A 16,110-nucleotide genomic window follows, 5' to 3' on the forward strand; every position below is an offset into this window, starting at 1 on the left:
CCTGTGCCCCTGGATGGTGGCTCGCCCGCCGGGGTGGGGCCAACGCCGCCCCGACATCTGGTGGCTGAAACCCAGTGTAGCCCATAATATGGTGCCGTCCAGCGCATTTAGTGGCTGAACTTAGCGCGACCACGAAATATGGCGGTGGCTGCGGGCGGTCGATGCTGGACGTTGCCGGAGGCCGGTGGCATAGTCCGGCCGCCGCACGCCGCGGAAATCTCGGGGCCGGATACGGAGTCGTCGCTTGAGCCTGGGCACCCGCCTCTACACGATGCTGCACGGCCAGCGGGTCGGGTCCGACCCGTTCGGCAACGTCTATTACCAGGAGCGGCGGGCCGGCGGCGGCCCCCGCCGGCGGCGCTGGGTGATATACAAGGGCGAGGTCGAGGCGTCGCGCGTGCCGCCGGAATGGCACGCCTGGCTGCACTATGTCAGCGACGACGTGCCCGGGCCCGAGGCCGGCAAGCCGGCGCGGCCGTGGCAGAAGGAGCATGTGCCGAACCTGACCGGCACGGCGCTGGCCTATCGGCCGCCGGGCCACACGCTGGAGGGCGGCCGCCGCGCGCCGACCGCCGGCGACTACGAGCCCTGGTCGCCGCCCGAGGACTGACGGCGAGGGGCGGGCACAGGCATGGGACGCAACCTGATCGAGACGGTGATGGGCGCTGCCGTGCTGGCTGTCGCCGTGGTGTTCGTGCTGCTGGCGTACAGCTCGGCCAGCGTGCGCGCGGTCGACGGCTACGAGCTCGACGCCCGCTTCAACCGCGTCGACGGCCTGACCATCGGCAGCGACGTCAGGCTCGGCGGCATCAAGATCGGCTCGGTCTCCGCGCTGGAGCTGGATATCGCCACGTACCAGGCCGTGGCCAAGCTCGGCATCGCCTCGGGCATCGAGCTGCCGCTCGACAGTTCCGCCCGCGTGCTCAGCGAGGGCCTGCTCGGCGGCAGCTACATCGACATCCAGCCCGGCGGCGACTTCGACATGATGCAGCCCGGCGACGCCTTCGAATTCACCCAGGACCCGGTCAACCTGGTCGATCTGCTCGGCCGCTTCGTATTCAGCGCTGCCGAGACCAAGGACGAGGGCGAGGCCCAGCCCTGAACTGCCCCGCCGCGGTCTTGCCATATTCCGGCCGCACAGCAACGATCCGGACGAGGGCCCGATCAGAAGATGCAGATGCCGACGATTCTCGCGTTCGCGCTTGCCGCTCTGGGCGGCGCACCGGTGCTGGCCCAGGACCAGGGTGCGTCGTCGGAGCCGCGCCAGCTGCCGGCCGCCGTGCTCGGGGCCCTGGACAAGGTGACCGCGCGGGTCAGCGAGATCACGGTGCCGGTCGGCGACCGTGCCGAGTTCTTCCGCCTGTCGATCGACGTCTACAGCTGCCAGGAGCGGGTGGTCGCGCAGCGCCCTGAATCGGCAGCGTTCCTGGTCATCACCGAGACGCCGATCGAGGGCGAGCCGGCCCGGGTCTTCAACGGCTGGATGTTCGCATCGTCGCCGTCGGTGTCGGCGATGGACCACCCGGTCTACGACGTCTGGCTGGTCCGCTGCGACGACCCGGCGCGCGGCGAATAGCGAAACCGAATCGTCGTTCTATTCCAGGAAGTTGCGTCGCTTTCCGAACGCCTCGGCCGCGGAACGACGGGCGGCTCGGAATGCAGAATTATCCGTTTTGTTACACCAGTATATCAGTCGAACTTCGCGCTGTGCGCGAGGGCATGGGCGAGCAGGCGCTGATAGGCGGCGCGCGGAATCTCGGTGGCGCCGAACTGGCGCAGGTGCTCGGTCACGAACTGGGTGTCGAGCAGGCGAAAGCCGCGCTGGCGCAGGCGCTCGACCAGGAAGACCAGCGCGATCTTGCTGGCGTCCGTGCGGTGGCTGAACATGCTCTCGCCGAAAAAGGCCGCGTTCAGCGACACGCCATAGAGCCCGCCGACCAGCGTGTCGCCGTCCCAGCACTCCACGCTGTGGGCGAAACCCTGTCGGTGCAGCGCGACATAGGCGGCGCGGATCGATGCGTTGATCCATGTGTCGGGATGGCCGGGGCGGGGCGCGGCGCACGCTTCGATCACCGCCTCGAAGGCCCGGTCGACCGTGATGCGGAACGGCTGCCGGCGCCAGGTCCGGGCCAGCCGCCGCGGCAGGTGGAAGCGGTCGAGCGGCAGGATGCCGCGCATCTCCGGGTCGATCCAGAACACCTCCGGATCGTCGGCCCGCTCGGCCATCGGAAAGATGCCGGCGGCATAGGCGCGCAGCAGCAGGTCGGGTGTCAGCCTGACGGTCATCGGCAGCGATCCGCGCGGCGCTCAGGCCCGGCGCCGCCGTCCGGCGCGGCGGCGGCTCAACCCAGCCCGGCCAGGTAGTGCTCCAGCCAGTGGATGTTGTATTCGCCGTTGATGAAGTCCTGCTCGGCCATCAGCCGCTGATGCAGCGGGATCGTCGTCTCGATCCCCTCGATCACATATTCGCCCAGCGCGCGGCGCAGCCGCATCAGGCACTCGTTGCGGCTGGTACCGTGGACGATCAGCTTGCCGACCAGGCTGTCGTAGTAGGGCGGAATGCTGTAGCCGGAGTAGAGAGCGGAATCGACCCGGACGCCCAGGCCGCCGGGCGGGTGGTATTCCGCCACCCGGCCGGGCGAGGGCGCGAAGGTATAGGGGTTCTCGGCATTGATCCGGCACTCGATGGCGTGGCCGGAGATGACGATGTCGTCCTGCGAGAAGCCGAGCGGGGCGCCGGTGGCGACCCGGATCTGCTCGCGCACCAGGTCGAGCCCGGTCACCATCTCGGTGATCGGATGCTCCACCTGAATGCGCGTGTTCATCTCGATGAAGTAGAAGGCCCCGTCCTCGTAGAGGAACTCGATGGTGCCGGCGCTGCGATAGCCGAGCTGCTGCAGCGCCTCCACCACCCGCGCGCCGATCTTCTTGCGCGCCTCGGCGTTCAGTGCCGGCGACGGCGCCTCCTCCAGCACCTTCTGGTGCTTGCGCTGCAGCGAGCAGTCGCGCTCGCCGAGATGGATGACCGCGCCGTGGTTGTCGGCGAACACCTGGATCTCGATGTGGCGCGGCCGTTCCAGGTACTTTTCCATGTAGACGGAATCGTCGCCGAAATTGGCCTTGGCCTCGCGCCGGCACAGCGTGAACGCCTCGGCCATCTCGCCGGGCGCGCGCACCACCTTCATGCCCTTGCCGCCGCCGCCCGATGCCGCCTTGACCAGCACCGGATAGCCGATGTTGCCGGCCGTCTTCAGCGCGGCGTCCACGGTTTCGACCGGGCCGTCCGAACCCGGCACCACCGGCACGCCGAGCTTGCGCATCGTCGCCTTCGCCTCGATCTTGTCGCCCATCAGCCGGATGTGGTCCGGCGACGGGCCGATGAAGACGAAGCCGTGCTCCTCCACCATCTCGGCGAAGCGCGCGTTCTCCGACAGGAAGCCATAGCCCGGGTGGATGGCGTCGGCGCCGGTGATCGTCGCCGCCGACAGGATCGCCGGAATGTTGAGGTAGCTCTGCGCCGCCCGCGGCGGGCCGATGCACACGCTTTCGTCGGCGAGCCGCACGTGCATCGCGTTGGCGTCGGCGGTCGAATGCACCGCCACGGTCGCCAGACCCATCTCCTTGCAGGCGCGATGGATCCGCAGCGCGATCTCGCCGCGATTGGCTATGAGCACCTTCTCGATCATGGCGGCGGCGCTATTCCAGCACCATCAACGGTTCGCCATACTCCACCGGCTGGCCGTTCTCCACCAGCACCTTGGTGACCAGGCCCGCACGCGGGGCGCGGATCTGGTTCATCACCTTCATCGCCTCGATGATCAGCAGGGTCTGGCCCTCGCTGACCCGGTCGCCCGCCTTCACAAAGGGCGGCGTGTTCGGCTCCGGCGTCAGATAGGCGGTGCCGACCATCGGCGCGGTGATCGCGCCGGGGTGCGACGCGTCGGCCGCGGGCTCGGCCGCCTGCTGCGCCGGGGCCGCGTGTGCAACGGGCGCCGCCGCCGCGGGCGCCAGCTCGACCGCGCGGCCGCGCGCGACCCGGATGCGCTGCTCGCCCTGCGAATACTCGATCTCGCTGAGATCGGATTCCTGCAGCAGGGTCGCCAGCTTGCGGACCAGGTCAGCGTCGACGTCGAACTTGGCCATGATCAGGCATTCCTCCGCGCAACCAGGGTCGCCATGCCGTCCAGCGCCATCAGATAGCCCTGGGGGCCGAAGCCGCAGATCACGCCGTTGGCGACCTTGGAGATATAGGACAGGTGGCGGAAGCTCTCGCGCCGGTGAATGTTCGACAGGTGCACCTCGACCACCGGCAGCTCGGCCAGCGACAACGCGTCGTAGAGCGCGACCGACGTATGGGTATAGGCGCCGGCGTTCAGCACGATGCCGTCCGCGCTGGCGCGCGCCTCCTGGATCCAGTCGACCAGAATTCCCTCCAGATTGGTCTGGCGGAAGTCGATTTCCAGCCCCAGCTTGGCGGCATGGTCCGTGCACATCGCCTCGATGTCGGCCAGCGTCTCGCGGCCGTAGATTTCCGGCTGGCGGACGCCGAGCATGTTGAGGTTGGGGCCGTTGAGAACGAAGATGGGGGCGGATTCTGACACTTAGACTCGCCGGATGGCCTGGAGTGCGGTTCAGGTAGCCGAATGGCGCGACATGGGTCAACTGCGCCGCGGCAGGGCCGCGTGGACGGGCGAACGGAGGCCAAGCATGCCGAGCACCCGGCCCTATGGCGCCTGGGCCTCGCCGATCACCGCCGAGGCGCTCACCGCCGGTTCGATCGGCCTGACGCCGGTGGGCTTCCATCGCGGCCGGGCCTGCTGGCTGGAGGCGCGGCCGGCCGAACGCGGGCGGGTCGTGCTGGTCGCCGAGGGCGGCGACGGCGCGCAGCCGGCCGAGCTGACGCCGCCGGACCACAGCGTGCGCAGCCGCGTGCACGAATATGGCGGCGGCGCCGTCGCGACCGATGGCGCGCGGCTGGTCTATGTCAACCTGGCCGACCAGCGGCTGCATTCCCTGCGGCCGGACGGCGCCGCCGTGCCGCTGACCGACCCGTCGGGCGACCGCGACCCGGCGGTGCGGCTTCGCCGACATGGCGTTCGCGCCGGGGCGGACGCGGTCGCCTGCGTGCGCGAGGACCATCGCGCGGGCGGTGAGCCGGCAAACGCGATCGTCCTGGTCGACCTCGCCGGCGGCGCCGGCTTCGGCCGCGTCGTCGCCGACGGGCACGACTTCTTCGCCTGCCCGCGCTTCAGCCCGGACGGGTGCTGGCTGGCCTATCTGAGCTGGGACCACCCCAACATGCCATGGGACGGCACCGACCTGGGCGCGCGCCGCTCGACGCCGACGGCGCAGTCGGCCCGGCAGAGCACGTGGCCGGCGGCCCGGCGGAATCGATCTTCCAGCCGGAATGGGCGCCGGACGGCACGCTGCACTTCGTCGCCGACCGCAGCGGCTGGTGGAACCTCTACCGCGCCGGCGCGGACGGGGCGGTGCCGCTGTGCCCGGTCGAAGCCGACTGCGGCCTGCCGCTGTGGCAGTTCGGCGCCCGCAGCTTCGCCTTCCTGCCCGACGGCACGCCGGTGCTGGCGATGATCCGCGACGGGGTCAGCCGCCTGTACCGGGTCGAGAATGGCCGTGCCGTGCCGCTCGACCTCGGTTGGGACAGCGTCGGCGGCCCGATCGCGGGCGGCGACCGGGTGCTGCTGGCCTGCGCGGCGGCCGACGCTGCCGCCGGCGGTGGTCGCCTGCGATGCCGCGGCCTGCGCCCGGCAAGGCCCCGTTCCGGCCCGTGCTCTGCGCCGGGCCTCGACCCTGGCGGTCGACCCAGGCCTGGTCTCGGTGGCCCGGCCGATGGACTGGCCGGTGGACGACGGCGCGGTCGCGCACGGCTTCTACTACGCGCCCGCCAATCCCGATTTCGTCGCGGAGCCGGGTGCGTTGCCGCCGCTGATGGTGCGTTCCCACGGCGGGCCGACGGGAGCGACCTCGGCCGACTTCAACCTGGCGATCCAGTACTGGACCAGCCGCGGCTTCGCCGTGCTCGACGTCAACTACCGCGGCAGCACCGGTTATGGCCGCGCCTATCGCGACGCGCTGAAGGGGCAATGGGGCGTCGCCGACGTGGCGGACTGCGCCGCCGGCGCCCGCCACCTTGCCGCCCGGGGGCTGGTCGATCCCGACCGCCTGATCATCCGCGGCGGCAGCGCCGGCGGCTACACCACCTTGTGCGCGCTGACCTTCACCGACACGTTCAGGGCCGGCGCCAGCCTGTACGGCATCGGCGACCTGATGGCGCTGGCGGCCGACACCCACAAGTTCGAGAGCCGCTACCTGGACAGCCTGATCGGGCCGCTGCCGGCGGCGGAGCCGGTGTACCGCCAGCGCTCGCCGATCGCCCATCCGCAGCGGCTCGGCTGCCCGGTGATCTTCCTGCAGGGGCTGGACGACAGGGTGGTGCCGCCGGCGCAGGCGGAGGCGATGGTGGCGGCCCTCCGGGCCAAGGGCGTGCCGGTCGCCTACCTCGCCTTCGCCGGCGAGGCGCACGGCTTTCGCCAGGCCGCCAACATCCGCCGGGCGCTGGAGGCCGAGCTCTATTTCTACGGCCGCATCTTCGGCTTCGCCCCGGCCGACGCCATCGAGCCGGTGCCGATCGAGAATCTGTGAGTGCCGCGCCGGCTCAGTCGAACTCGAACTGCAGCGTCGCGATGTTGAGCTTCAGCAGCGCCTGCACCAGCTTGAAATCGAAGATGCCCGGCTTGATGCCGAACTTGAACACGTCGGCGATCCTGCCCTTTCCCTTCGACCAGTGCTCGTGCAGGTAGGTCGGCCCGTCCGCCGACAGCCGGTGCTGGGTGATGCCGAACGCCTGTTCCATGCGGACATGCAGGTCGATGTGGTAGTCCGCGCTGTGCGTGCCGACCTCGCCCTCGGCGTACTGGTTGGCGCCGCAGGCCTTGTCGTAGGTTTCCTTGATCACCGTGCCGTAGCCCTTCATCTCCGTCGTCGCGAAGGTGATCGACTGGTCGGTGAACTGGTGCACGTCGAGCAGCACGAAGTCCCACCCCGTCGGGTGGCGTGCGTCCTTGTCCAGGCCGATCTTGACCAGGTTCCGGCTGTTGTCGATCGCGATCTCGTATTTGAATGCTGGCATCTTCCGCCACCTCCCCATGCCCAGGAGCGGCTCCGCGCGGGTCTCACACGCCTGCGGCAGGATTCAGGGCCGGCAGGTATCCGTCGCCGCCTCGCAGCGACGGCCGGTGTCCCTCAGCCCGGCAGCGCCCATTTGATCAGGTATCCGACCGCCGCCACCGCGCCCACACCGCCGGCCCACAATAGCACGAACCAGAGCAGGCGCACGCGCACGCTGCGCCGGTCGGGCGGCGCGGTGCCGGCGCTCAATGATAGCCCTCCTGGCCGGTGACCTTGCCGCGGAACACCCAGTAGGCATAGCCGGTGTAGCCCAGGATGATCGGCAGCATGATGCCGGCGCCGACCAGCAGGAAGCCGAGGCTGTCGTCGGGCGCCGCCGCCTGGTAGATCGTCACGTCCGGCGGCACGATGCTGGGGAACAGGCTGATCCCCAGCCCGACATAGGACAGCAGGAACCAGGCCAGCGTCAGCAGGTAGGGCAACGCCTCGCGCCGCGCGAGCACGGCGAGGACGAAGCCGAAGCCGACCGCCAGCACCAACGCCGGCACCGGCCAGACGAAGACCAGGGTGCTCCAGGAGAACCAGCGCCGCTCGATCTCCGGATCGATGAACGGCGTCCACAGGCTGACCGCCCCGATCGCCGCCAGCATCGCCGCGGCCAGCGGCAGGGCGTAGCGGAACATCCGGTCCTGCAGCGCGCCTTCGGTCTTCCAGATCAGCCAGGTGGTGCCGAGCAGCGCATAGCCGATCGCCACCGACGCCGCGGTCAGCAGCGAGAAGGGCGTCAGCCAGTCGAACCAGCCGCCGGCATAGGCGCGTCCGGACACCGAGATGCCCTGAACCACGGCGCCCAGCGCCAGCCCCTGGCACAGCGCGGCCGACAGCGAGCCGGCGAAGAAGGCGAAGTCCCACCAGCCGCGCCGGCGCCGGCTGCGGAAGCGGAACTCCAGCGCCACGCCGCGGAACACCAGTCCCAGCAGCATCGCGATCAGCGGGGCGTAGAGCGCCGGCATCAGGATGGAATAGGCGAGCGGGAAGGCGGCATAGAGCCCGCCGCCGCCGAGCACCAGCCAGGTCTCGTTGCCGTCCCAGACCGGCGCCACCGTGTTGATCATCCGGTCGCGCGCGGCCCGGTCGCGCACGAACGGGAACAGGATGCCGACGCCGAGGTCGAAGCCGTCGAGGCAGACATAGGCGAATACCGCGAAGGCGATCAGCAGGGCCCAGATCAGCGCGAGTTCGGATTCCGCCATCGCGCCCTCCTATTCGGCCGGCCGCGCGTCGGCGGGCTCGTCCATCGCCGGGCCTGGGGCGATGCCGGCGGTGCGCAGCGCTTCGCGCGGCTGCGGCTCCGGTTCGAGCTGCTTCGGCGGCTGCGCCATCAGCCGCAGCATGTAGGTGACGCCGGCGCCGAAGATCAGCGTGTAGACAACGACGAAGGCGAGCAGCGATACCGCCACCCCGGGCGCGCCGATCGGCGAGGCGGCCTCTGCGGTGCGCAACTGGCCGTACACCACCCAGGGCTGGCGGCCGACCTCCGTGGTGATCCAGCCGGCGAGCACGGCGACGAAGCCGGTCGGCCCCATCGCCACCGCCCAGGCGTGGAACCAGCGCCGCTCGAACAGCCCGCCGCGCCAGCGCAGCCACAGGCTGACCGCGCCCAGCGCGGCCATCAGCAGGCCGAGCCCGACCATGACCCGGAAGCTCCAGAACACGATCGGCACCGGCGGCCAGTCCGCGCGCGGCCACTCCTCCAGGCCCTGGATCGCGCCGTCCCATGTGTGGGTGAGGATCAGGCTGCCGAGATGCGGCACCTCGACCTTCCAGTGCACGGTCGCGGCCTCCTGGTCCGGCCAGCCGAACAGGATCAGCCCGGCCGGGGCCTGGGTCTCGAAGTGGCCCTCCATCGCGGCGATCTTGGCCGGCTGGTGCGCGAGCGTGTTGAGCCCGTGCATGTCGCCGGCGACGATCTGGATCGGCGCGACCACGGCGGCCATCCACATCGCCATCGACAGCATGATGCGGGCGGCCTCGCCGCCCTCGCCGGGGTCGCGGCGCCGCCGCAGCAGGTGCCAGGCGCCGACCGCGCCGACGACCAGGGCGGTGGTCAGATAGGCGGCCAGCACCATGTGCACCAGCCGGTAGGGGAAGGACGGGTTGAAGACGATGGCGAGCCAGTCGTCGGCGACGTACTGACCGTCGACGTTGACCGCGTGGCCGGTCGGGGTCTGCATCCAGCTGTTCACCGCCAGGATCCAGAAGGCCGAGAACACCGTGCCGAACGCCACCATCAGCGTGGCGAAGAAATGCAGGCCCTTGCCGACCCGCTGCATGCCGAACAGCATCACGCCGAGGAAGCCGGCCTCGAGGAAGAAGGCGGTCAGCACCTCGTAGCCCATCAACGGCCCGAGGATCGGCCCGGTCCGGTCGGAGAACACCGACCAGTTGGTGCCGAACTGGTAGGTCATCACCAGCCCGGACACCACGCCCATGCCGAACGAGACCGCGAAGATCTTCAGCCAGTAGCGGAACAGCCGCAGGAACACGTCGCGCCGGGTCCACAGCCACAGCCCCTCGAGCACCGCCAGGTAGCTGGCCAGCCCGATCGAGAAGGCCGGGAAGATGATGTGGAACGAGACGGTGAAGGCGAACTGGAGGCGCGCCAGGACGACGGGGTCGAGCGTGTCGAGCATGCGGCCTCCCTGCGCGAGGGAATCGGGCGCGGACTTGCTTCCCGCTTGCTAACACGTGTGCGCCGGCCGGGTCACGACAACCGGCCGGGCCGTCATGTCGCAGCGTCGCGCCCGGTAGCGGGCCGAGCGGCGCCAGCCCGGTTGCGACGCTTCCGGCTACTGGCCGTCAGTGCGGTCCGGCGAATGCCGGGACCGATCCGGTGCATCCTGCGCAAAGCAGGGACGCAGGCGGCGTCTCGCCCGCGGCCGGATCGAGATCGGCGCAGCGAGCGGCGACCTACTCGGCTGCGGTGGCGGAGTCCGGGGCGACCGCGGCTTCTCCCGATACGGCGTCCGCGGACTCGGCCGGCACAGCGAACCGGTCGGGCGTTCTGGACAGGGCGCGCATGACCGCCAGCGCCAGTTGCTGGCCGGCGGCCGCGGCCAGGGCTTCATGCTTCATCGCCGCGGCGAACGACGGCAGCAGTTCCGCGGCGGCCGGAAACGGCTGCGGCCAATCCGGCGGCATCGGCGGCAGGGTCGGGTCGATCACGATTTCGGCGCCAAGGCCCGGAAACGGCGGCAGGTCGAGCGGCCGGCCTTCGCCGATCAGCGACGCTGCGTGTTCGAGACAGGCCTTCAGATATTCCACGACGATACCGTTGGTCGCGTAGCACAGCGGATCGACCGGGTCGATGACGCGCTCGATCACCGCTGCCGCCGTGCAGGCATGGATCAGTGCGGTGTAGGCGCGCTCGATCTGCGGGGCGCAGGCTTCGCGTGCCCGGCCGAGCAGGTCGGGACCCAGCGGCGTTTGTGCCTGTGCGGTGCCGATGACACTCAGCGCGATGACCCCGGCGACGGATTTCAGCATGATCGGATCGGTCCCTGTTTAGTAATTGCGATGGTTCGTCCTGAAGCGGCGTGCGCCGAAAGCCCGACTGCGCAGTCGCCGACGCCCGATCGTGCATACGTTACCAGATTTCGCATCTGTCGGTCCGGGACGCGGCGATCGGTCCTTGGCGGAATACTCGCTGTTGGCTTGGCAATGACGGTCGTGCCCGCAGCGATTTCTCATGCGCGTTCGGTCGTCAGCTTCGCGCTGACGCAAGGCAGCGATCGCGTGAAGGTCTGCCCGATTCCGGGCGGAAGCCGGGTGGAGCGCATCGTCGAACAACAGGTCCGCGGCACCTGGGTGGCGCTCCCCGGCGTCCAGGTGCTCGTCCGCCCGCGCGCGGCATCGGGTCGGTTCGACGAGCAGACCGCGGAGGAATCCGGCCGCGGCGAGCACGGCGCCTACACCCATGTCTCCGGCATGCGGGTCAACGTGTCTGTGGCCGGGGATGTCGACGTCGGCGAAGGCACGCTCTGACGCACCGTCCGCATGGGCGGCGCCGCTGCGGACCGTCGCGGCGGGCAGTCTGCGGCGCCTCCAAAGAAAAAGCCGGCCCGCGGGGGCCGGCTTTCGCAGGGCCGGGCTGCGCGGTCAGCCCTGGCGTTCGTCGGCGATCAGCTGCTGCAGCGCTTCCAGGCTGATCGCGCCGGGCACCACCTGGCTGCCGATGATGAAGGCAGGCGTGCCGTTGATCTGCAGCGCCTGGGCCAGTTCGTAGTTGCGGTTGATCACCGCATCGATCTCGGGCGAGGCCATGTCGGCGATCAGCTTGTCGTCGTCGAGACCGACCGAAACCGCGATGGCGCGGATGGTCTCCTCGGTGAAGTCGCCGCGGAAGTTGATCAGCGCCGCATGCATCTCCCAGTATCTGTTCTGCTCGACGGAAGCCAGCGCGGCGCGGGCGGCATAGACAGACTGCTCGCCCAGGATCGGGAATTCCATCATCGCCAGCCGCAGGCCCGGATCGGCTTCGACCAGCGTCATGATCGACGGGGCGACCCGCTTGCAGTAGCCGCAGCGGTAGTCGAAGAACTCGACCAGCGTGATGTCGCCGTCCGGGTTGCCGGCGACCATGGTCGACGGGCCGTCGACGATGTCGGGCCGGAGCGTGACCAGCGTCTGGCGCTGCTGCTCCTGCGCCTCGGCCTGCTGGCGCGCCTCCAGCGCGCGGACGGCCTCGATGATCACCTCCGGGTGGTCCATCAGATAGGCATGGATGATCTGCTCGATCTCCTCGCGCGTGTAGTCCTCGGCCGCGGCCGGTGCGGCTGACGCAAGGCCGATCCCTGCCAGGCAGGTGGCGGCGACGGCGAACTGGCGGAGGCGCTTCATCATCGGGGCTGGATCCGGGTCAGTTGTGTCCAATCTGCGCGAAACATGGCGCACCGGCCACTGTCAGGCAAATGACGCTTGCGTCAACGCCTGCGGCGGCGGTGCCTCAGCCCGGCAGCGGGGCCGCAATGCCCAGCGCGCGGCGCAGGGCCGCCCGGGCCAGCAGGCGGGTCGAATCCAGCGTCGGCAGCGGCGAGCGGGCGTCGTCGACCGCCAACGGGATCTCGGTGCAGCCCAGGATCACCGCCTGGCAGCCGTCGGCTTTCATCGCCGCGATGACGCGGCGGAACAGCGCCTCGGTCCGGGGCGTGACCACGCCGGCGACCAGTTCGTCCAGGATCGCCCGGTCGATCGCATCGCGATCCGCCGGTGCCGGGCGCACGATGGCGATGCCGCGGCCGGCCAGCGCGTCGTCATAGACCGGGCCGTCGACCAGCCAGCGCGTGCCGGTCAGCCCGACCCGGCGGAAGCGGCGTGCGTCGGCTGCGTCGGCCACCGCCTCGACGATGCTCAGCCACGGCAGCGGGCTGTGCGGCAGCACCAGCGGCAGGGCCTGGTGGACGGTGTTGTCGGGACAGATCAGGAAGTCCGCTCCCGCCGCGGCCAGCTTGCGCGCGGACATGAGCATCATCGCCGCCACCCCCGGCCAGTCGCCGGCGTCGAGATGCCGCTCGTAGTCGGCGAGCGAGAGCGAATGCAGGGTGATCTCCGGATGGGCGTGCCGGCCCATCGCAGCGCCGGCCTCCTGGCACAGCGTGCGGTAGCACAGCGCCGCGCCTTCGGCGGAGCAGGCGACGATGCCGACATGTCCGGGCCCGGTATGCCCGGGGTCGGCACCGCCGGACCTGGCGCCGGTGTGCATCGTGGCGTTCGGGCGGTCGGTCAGCCGGCGGCCAGCGCCAGCCGGCGGCCGTGCGGGGTCAGCTTGCAGACCAGCCAGGTCGGCTTCAGCGGGTTGTTGAACCAGGGCTCGGCCCAGCCGGCGTCGAGACAGGCGCGCACCATGCGCCCGTTGACCCGGCGGCCGTCGCGGTCGAACAGCGGCAGCTTGCCGCTGGGCTGGTCGAGGCCGCGCTGCAGCCAGCGCAGCTGCGCGACCGACGGGCGCTCGGCCGCGCCTTCGTGCTCTCGTGTTGCCGTCTGGCCCTGCATCGCCGCCTCTTGCCGTCCCCTCGAAGCGAACTTGGCACACATCGCCGGCCCGGTGTAGGCAAAATCCGAGTCGCGCGCCGGAGTGCCGTGCGACCACATCGCCGGCTTGTGGTTAACATCCGGTGTCGCTTGGCGGGCGGGCTCGCGGCGGCGCCGGCGGCGGTGTTCACGCCAAAGACCGTCGCGGCGCGCGTGACAGCGCTGGTTGAAACGATTAGATCATTGCACAGCTACGACTGCCCTGCCGTCTCGGTGTTGCCGATCGAAAACGGCAACCCGGCCTGTCTCGACCGGATCGCCGCCGAGACGGCGCCGGCCGCGGGGCCCGACCACGCATCTGGAACCCGCCGATGACCCGCAGCCCGAACACGGTCCTTACCTTCTCCAGCCTGGCGCACCTGTTCACGCACATGATGATGCTGATCTACGCCACCGTGGTGCTGCGGCTGGAGCGGGAGTGGCAGATCGACTACGGCACGCTGGTCGCCCTGGCCTCGACCGGCTGGCTGCTGTTCGGCATCGGCGCGCTGCCGTCGGGCTGGCTGGCCGACCGCTGGAGCGCGTCCGGCATGATCGCGGTGTTCTTCTTCGGCCTGGGCGCGGCCTCGGTGCTGACCGGCTTCGCCTCGTCGCCGACCGAGATGGCGCTGGGCCTCGCCGCCATCGGCGTGTTCGCCTCGATCTACCACCCGGTCGGCATCCCGTGGCTGCTGCGCCACGCCGCCGCGCGCAAGGGGCTGTCCATCGGCATCAACGGCTTTTTCGGCGCCGTCGGTATCGCCATCGCCCCGGTTGTGGCGGTCGCAGCCAGCGATGCGATCAGCTGGCGCTGGGCGTTCTTCCTGCCGGGCGGGGTGCTGATCGCGCTGGGTGCCCTTCATGTGCTGATGCGCGTGCCCGACGTGGCGGTAGAGGCGGATGCATCCGGCGCGCGTCCGGCGCGGCTGCGCGACCCCGGCACCATGCGCCTGCTCGTCGCGCTCATCGTCATCGCCTTCGCTGCCGGCATGGTGTTCCACGGCATCTCGGTGGCGATGCCGAAGATGTTCGAGACCGGGGCGGCCGACTTCGCCGCCTCGCTGGCCGGCGAGGAGGGCCTCGACACCAGCCTGTTCATCACGGTGATCTTCCTGATCGCCGGCGGCTGCCAGATCCTGGTCGGCGCGTCGGCCGACCGCATGCCGAAGCGGGCGATGTACATGGCCGCCTATGCGGTGCTGATTCCGGTGCTGGCGACGCTGGGCTGGCTGTCCGGCGCGTCGATGGTCGGCGTCGCCCTGCTGACCACCTGCCTGCTGCTCGGCTTCCAGTCGGTCGAGGACCTGCTGGTGGTCCGCTCGGTGCCGCCGTCCTGGCTCAGCCGCGTGTTCGCCAGCCGCTTCGTGGTGGCGATGGGCGCCGGCGTGCTGGCGCCGCCGCTGGTCGGCTTCGGCTACGAGTGGACCGGCGACTTCGGCGTGGTGTTCACCGTGTTCGCCGCGATGGCGGCCGTGGTCATGCTCGCCGCCACCCAGCTGCCCAGCGACCGCGCCCCGGCGCCCGCACCGGCGGCGGTGCCGGCGGAGTAGCCGCAGCTGCCGCTTCGCGGCACCCGCCGGCAAGGGCGGAGGCACGATATGATCATGGTCATATTCGAGGTGGAGCCGCACCCGCAGCGGCGCCAGGACTATCTCGACGCCGCCGCGGCGTTGCGGCCGATGCTGGAGCGGATCGAGGGCTTCGTCTCGGTGGAGCGGTTCCAGAGCCTGACCAACCCCGACAAGCTGCTGTCGCTTTCGGTGTTCCGCGACGAGACGGCACTTGCCGCCTGGCGCAACCTGGAACGGCACCGGCTTGCCCAGGCGCGGGGCCGGGCGGCGCTGTTCGCCGACTATCGCATCCGCGTCGCTGCCGTGCTTCGCGACTACGGCATGGCCGATCGCGCCCAGGCGCCGGACGACAGCCGGGCCCGGCACGACGCCTGACGGCCGAAAGGAAACGAAAGAGCCGGCCGTCCCGCCGCCGGAGCCGTTGCGCTCCGTTGCGGCAGGCAGGCCGGCCCGCAGCCGGTCACCGGCGCGCCTGGCCCGGCGTCGCCGTGGGGAAGGAGCGACCGGCCGCAGCCGTTACTCCGCCGGTGCCTCCGGCGCGAACGGGCAGTCGCCGGCGCCCTGGCCCTGGCCGCTGCCGCGCGGACAGTCGCCGGTGCCTGCACCCTGGCCGCCGCCCGGACCCATGCCCTGACCGCCGCCGGGACCCATGCCCTGGCCGCCGCCGGGGCCCATGCCCTGGCCGCGGGGGCCGTCGCCGTCCGGGCCGCCGCCCCAGCCGCCGTGATGCCAGCCGCCGCGGGCGGCGAGATCGTGGATGGTCAGCCGGCCGTCGCCGTCGGCGTCGATCCGGGTGAAGCGGTCCTCGGCGCGTGCCGCCAGCTCGTCGGCGCTGAGCATCCCGTCGCCGTCGGCGTCGGCGCGGGCGAAGTGTTCCGCCACCCGCTCCTGCACCCTGGCGACCATGAACGCCTCGAGCTCGGCCTGGCTCAGCATGCCGTCGCCGTCGGTGTCGATCTCGGCGGTGCGGGCGCCGCGGCCGGCGACGAACTCGTCCTCGCTGACCACGCCGTCGCGGTCGGCGTCGAACTCCTGCATCATCCGGATCAGGCCGCCGCCGCGCGCGAAGCCGTGACCCATGCCGTGGCCGCCGCCGCGATGGAAGCCCTCGCCGAAGCCGCCGCCCGGCCCCAGCGCCCAGGCGGTGGCCGGCAGCGCGACCAGCGCGCCGAGAAGACCGATCTTGGTCATCCTGTTCATGCCATTCTCCTCAGTGGGAAGGTCCGCGGCGCCGTTCGCCGCGTTCGTGAGGTGGTACGGGCGGGGACGGCAAACCCTGCGCCGATTGCGGCGCTTTTTTGTCGGAACGGCGGAAGGGTGC

21 protein-coding genes and 1 pseudogene are annotated in these 16,110 nt (G+C 70.7%); 9 read left to right on the forward strand and 13 right to left on the reverse strand.

Features of this window, described 5'->3' with window-relative positions; translation table 11 throughout:
* Positions 1 to 244 precede the first annotated feature (244 nt).
* From R3F55_22020 to R3F55_22030, 3 genes are all read left to right on the forward strand, one after another.
* Entirely contained in the window at positions 245 to 610 is a 366-nt protein-coding gene (locus R3F55_22020) for an NADH:ubiquinone oxidoreductase subunit NDUFA12 (GenBank protein ID MEZ5670061.1), read from the forward strand.
* A 21-nt stretch (positions 611 to 631) separates the two neighbouring features.
* Positions 632 to 1,102 (forward strand): outer membrane lipid asymmetry maintenance protein MlaD, encoded by a 471-nt coding sequence (mlaD, locus tag R3F55_22025; protein MEZ5670062.1) that lies wholly within the window; start codon positions 632 to 634, stop codon positions 1,100 to 1,102.
* A gap of 75 nt (positions 1,103 to 1,177) precedes the next feature.
* Positions 1,178 to 1,576, forward strand: a complete 399-nt coding sequence (locus tag R3F55_22030) for a DUF2155 domain-containing protein (protein ID MEZ5670063.1) — start codon at positions 1,178 to 1,180, stop codon at positions 1,574 to 1,576.
* 113 nt (positions 1,577 to 1,689) lie between these two features.
* Here R3F55_22030 and aat read toward each other — a convergent pair whose 3' ends face one another.
* Genes aat through aroQ form a run of 4 tightly spaced genes read right to left on the reverse strand, consistent with a single transcriptional unit; the run spans position 1,690 to position 4,601 of the window.
* Positions 1,690 to 2,286, reverse strand: a complete 597-nt coding sequence (gene aat / locus R3F55_22035; protein MEZ5670064.1) for a leucyl/phenylalanyl-tRNA--protein transferase — start codon at positions 2,284 to 2,286, stop codon at positions 1,690 to 1,692.
* Between the two features lie 56 nt (positions 2,287 to 2,342).
* Positions 2,343 to 3,686, reverse strand: coding sequence for an acetyl-CoA carboxylase biotin carboxylase subunit (gene accC, locus R3F55_22040; protein ID MEZ5670065.1), 1,344 nt, complete (start codon positions 3,684 to 3,686; stop codon positions 2,343 to 2,345).
* 10 nt (positions 3,687 to 3,696) lie between these two features.
* A complete protein-coding gene (gene accB, locus R3F55_22045) occupies positions 3,697 to 4,143 on the reverse strand; it encodes an acetyl-CoA carboxylase biotin carboxyl carrier protein (protein MEZ5670066.1) in 447 nt (148 codons plus the stop codon).
* 2 nt (positions 4,144 to 4,145) lie between these two features.
* Positions 4,146 to 4,601: a type II 3-dehydroquinate dehydratase gene (gene aroQ / locus R3F55_22050; protein MEZ5670067.1), complete on the reverse strand. Its 456-nt coding sequence runs from the start codon at positions 4,599 to 4,601 to the stop codon at positions 4,146 to 4,148.
* A 106-nt stretch (positions 4,602 to 4,707) separates the two neighbouring features.
* Between aroQ and R3F55_22055 the strand changes: the two genes are divergently transcribed.
* Both R3F55_22055 and R3F55_22060 read left to right on the forward strand, forming a co-directional pair.
* On the forward strand, positions 4,708 to 5,592 hold the full coding sequence (locus tag R3F55_22055) for a hypothetical protein (protein MEZ5670068.1): 885 nt from the start codon (positions 4,708 to 4,710) through the stop codon (positions 5,590 to 5,592).
* Between the two features lie 201 nt (positions 5,593 to 5,793).
* Positions 5,794 to 6,663 (forward strand): annotated as a pseudogene (locus R3F55_22060) (prolyl oligopeptidase family serine peptidase).
* Between the two features lie 13 nt (positions 6,664 to 6,676).
* On the opposite strand, the gene R3F55_22065 reads toward R3F55_22060, so the two are convergent.
* From R3F55_22065 to R3F55_22085, 5 genes are all read right to left on the reverse strand, one after another.
* Complete coding sequence (locus tag R3F55_22065; protein MEZ5670069.1) at positions 6,677 to 7,150, reverse strand: hypothetical protein; 474 nt, start codon at positions 7,148 to 7,150, stop codon at positions 6,677 to 6,679.
* Between the two features lie 113 nt (positions 7,151 to 7,263).
* The gene (locus tag R3F55_22070; protein MEZ5670070.1) at positions 7,264 to 7,398 is read right to left on the reverse strand and encodes a DUF2474 domain-containing protein; all 135 of its coding nucleotides are present in this window, start codon (positions 7,396 to 7,398) and stop codon (positions 7,264 to 7,266) included.
* Positions 7,395 to 8,402 carry a cytochrome d ubiquinol oxidase subunit II gene (gene cydB, locus R3F55_22075; GenBank protein MEZ5670071.1) on the reverse strand — a complete coding sequence of 336 codons (1,008 nt, stop codon included), beginning with the start codon at positions 8,400 to 8,402 and terminating at the stop codon, positions 7,395 to 7,397. Before cydB ends, R3F55_22070 begins: the two co-directional genes overlap by 4 nt.
* Positions 8,403 to 8,411: 9 nt before the next feature.
* The gene (locus R3F55_22080) at positions 8,412 to 9,842 is read right to left on the reverse strand and encodes a cytochrome ubiquinol oxidase subunit I (GenBank protein MEZ5670072.1); all 1,431 of its coding nucleotides are present in this window, start codon (positions 9,840 to 9,842) and stop codon (positions 8,412 to 8,414) included.
* 277 nt (positions 9,843 to 10,119) lie between these two features.
* The gene (locus R3F55_22085; protein ID MEZ5670073.1) at positions 10,120 to 10,695 is read right to left on the reverse strand and encodes a hypothetical protein; all 576 of its coding nucleotides are present in this window, start codon (positions 10,693 to 10,695) and stop codon (positions 10,120 to 10,122) included.
* A 174-nt stretch (positions 10,696 to 10,869) separates the two neighbouring features.
* Between R3F55_22085 and R3F55_22090 the strand changes: the two genes are divergently transcribed.
* Positions 10,870 to 11,193 carry a hypothetical protein gene (locus R3F55_22090; protein ID MEZ5670074.1) on the forward strand — a complete coding sequence of 108 codons (324 nt, stop codon included), beginning with the start codon at positions 10,870 to 10,872 and terminating at the stop codon, positions 11,191 to 11,193.
* Between the two features lie 114 nt (positions 11,194 to 11,307).
* Here R3F55_22090 and R3F55_22095 read toward each other — a convergent pair whose 3' ends face one another.
* The 3 genes from R3F55_22095 to R3F55_22105 all read right to left on the reverse strand — a co-directional run bounded on the left by R3F55_22095 (position 11,308) and on the right by R3F55_22105 (position 13,200).
* Positions 11,308 to 12,051 (reverse strand): DsbA family protein, encoded by a 744-nt coding sequence (locus R3F55_22095; GenBank protein ID MEZ5670075.1) that lies wholly within the window; start codon positions 12,049 to 12,051, stop codon positions 11,308 to 11,310.
* A gap of 103 nt (positions 12,052 to 12,154) precedes the next feature.
* A complete protein-coding gene (locus R3F55_22100) occupies positions 12,155 to 12,910 on the reverse strand; it encodes an amino acid racemase (protein MEZ5670076.1) in 756 nt (251 codons plus the stop codon).
* Positions 12,911 to 12,930: 20 nt separating this feature from the next.
* Positions 12,931 to 13,200, reverse strand: coding sequence for a hypothetical protein (locus R3F55_22105; protein ID MEZ5670077.1), 270 nt, complete (start codon positions 13,198 to 13,200; stop codon positions 12,931 to 12,933).
* A gap of 129 nt (positions 13,201 to 13,329) precedes the next feature.
* Here R3F55_22105 and cutA point away from each other — a divergent pair, with 129 nt between their 5' ends.
* From cutA to R3F55_22120, 3 genes are read left to right on the forward strand one after another with little or no spacing between them, the layout of a single operon-like run.
* On the forward strand, positions 13,330 to 13,554 hold the full coding sequence (gene cutA, locus R3F55_22110) for a divalent cation tolerance protein CutA (GenBank protein ID MEZ5670078.1): 225 nt from the start codon (positions 13,330 to 13,332) through the stop codon (positions 13,552 to 13,554).
* Entirely contained in the window at positions 13,551 to 14,768 is a 1,218-nt protein-coding gene (locus tag R3F55_22115; GenBank protein MEZ5670079.1) for an MFS transporter, read from the forward strand. Before cutA ends, R3F55_22115 begins: the two co-directional genes overlap by 4 nt.
* A 48-nt stretch (positions 14,769 to 14,816) precedes the next feature.
* Positions 14,817 to 15,164: an antibiotic biosynthesis monooxygenase gene (locus R3F55_22120; protein MEZ5670080.1), complete on the forward strand. Its 348-nt coding sequence runs from the start codon at positions 14,817 to 14,819 to the stop codon at positions 15,162 to 15,164.
* Between the two features lie 141 nt (positions 15,165 to 15,305).
* On the opposite strand, the gene R3F55_22125 is transcribed toward R3F55_22120, so the two are convergent.
* Positions 15,306 to 15,989, reverse strand: a complete 684-nt coding sequence (locus R3F55_22125) for an EF-hand domain-containing protein (protein ID MEZ5670081.1) — start codon at positions 15,987 to 15,989, stop codon at positions 15,306 to 15,308.
* Positions 15,990 to 16,110: the final 121 nt, after the last annotated feature.

The sequence above is a fragment of the Alphaproteobacteria bacterium genome (assembly GCA_041396705.1).
Taxonomy (GTDB): domain Bacteria; phylum Pseudomonadota; class Alphaproteobacteria; order CALKHQ01; family CALKHQ01; genus CALKHQ01.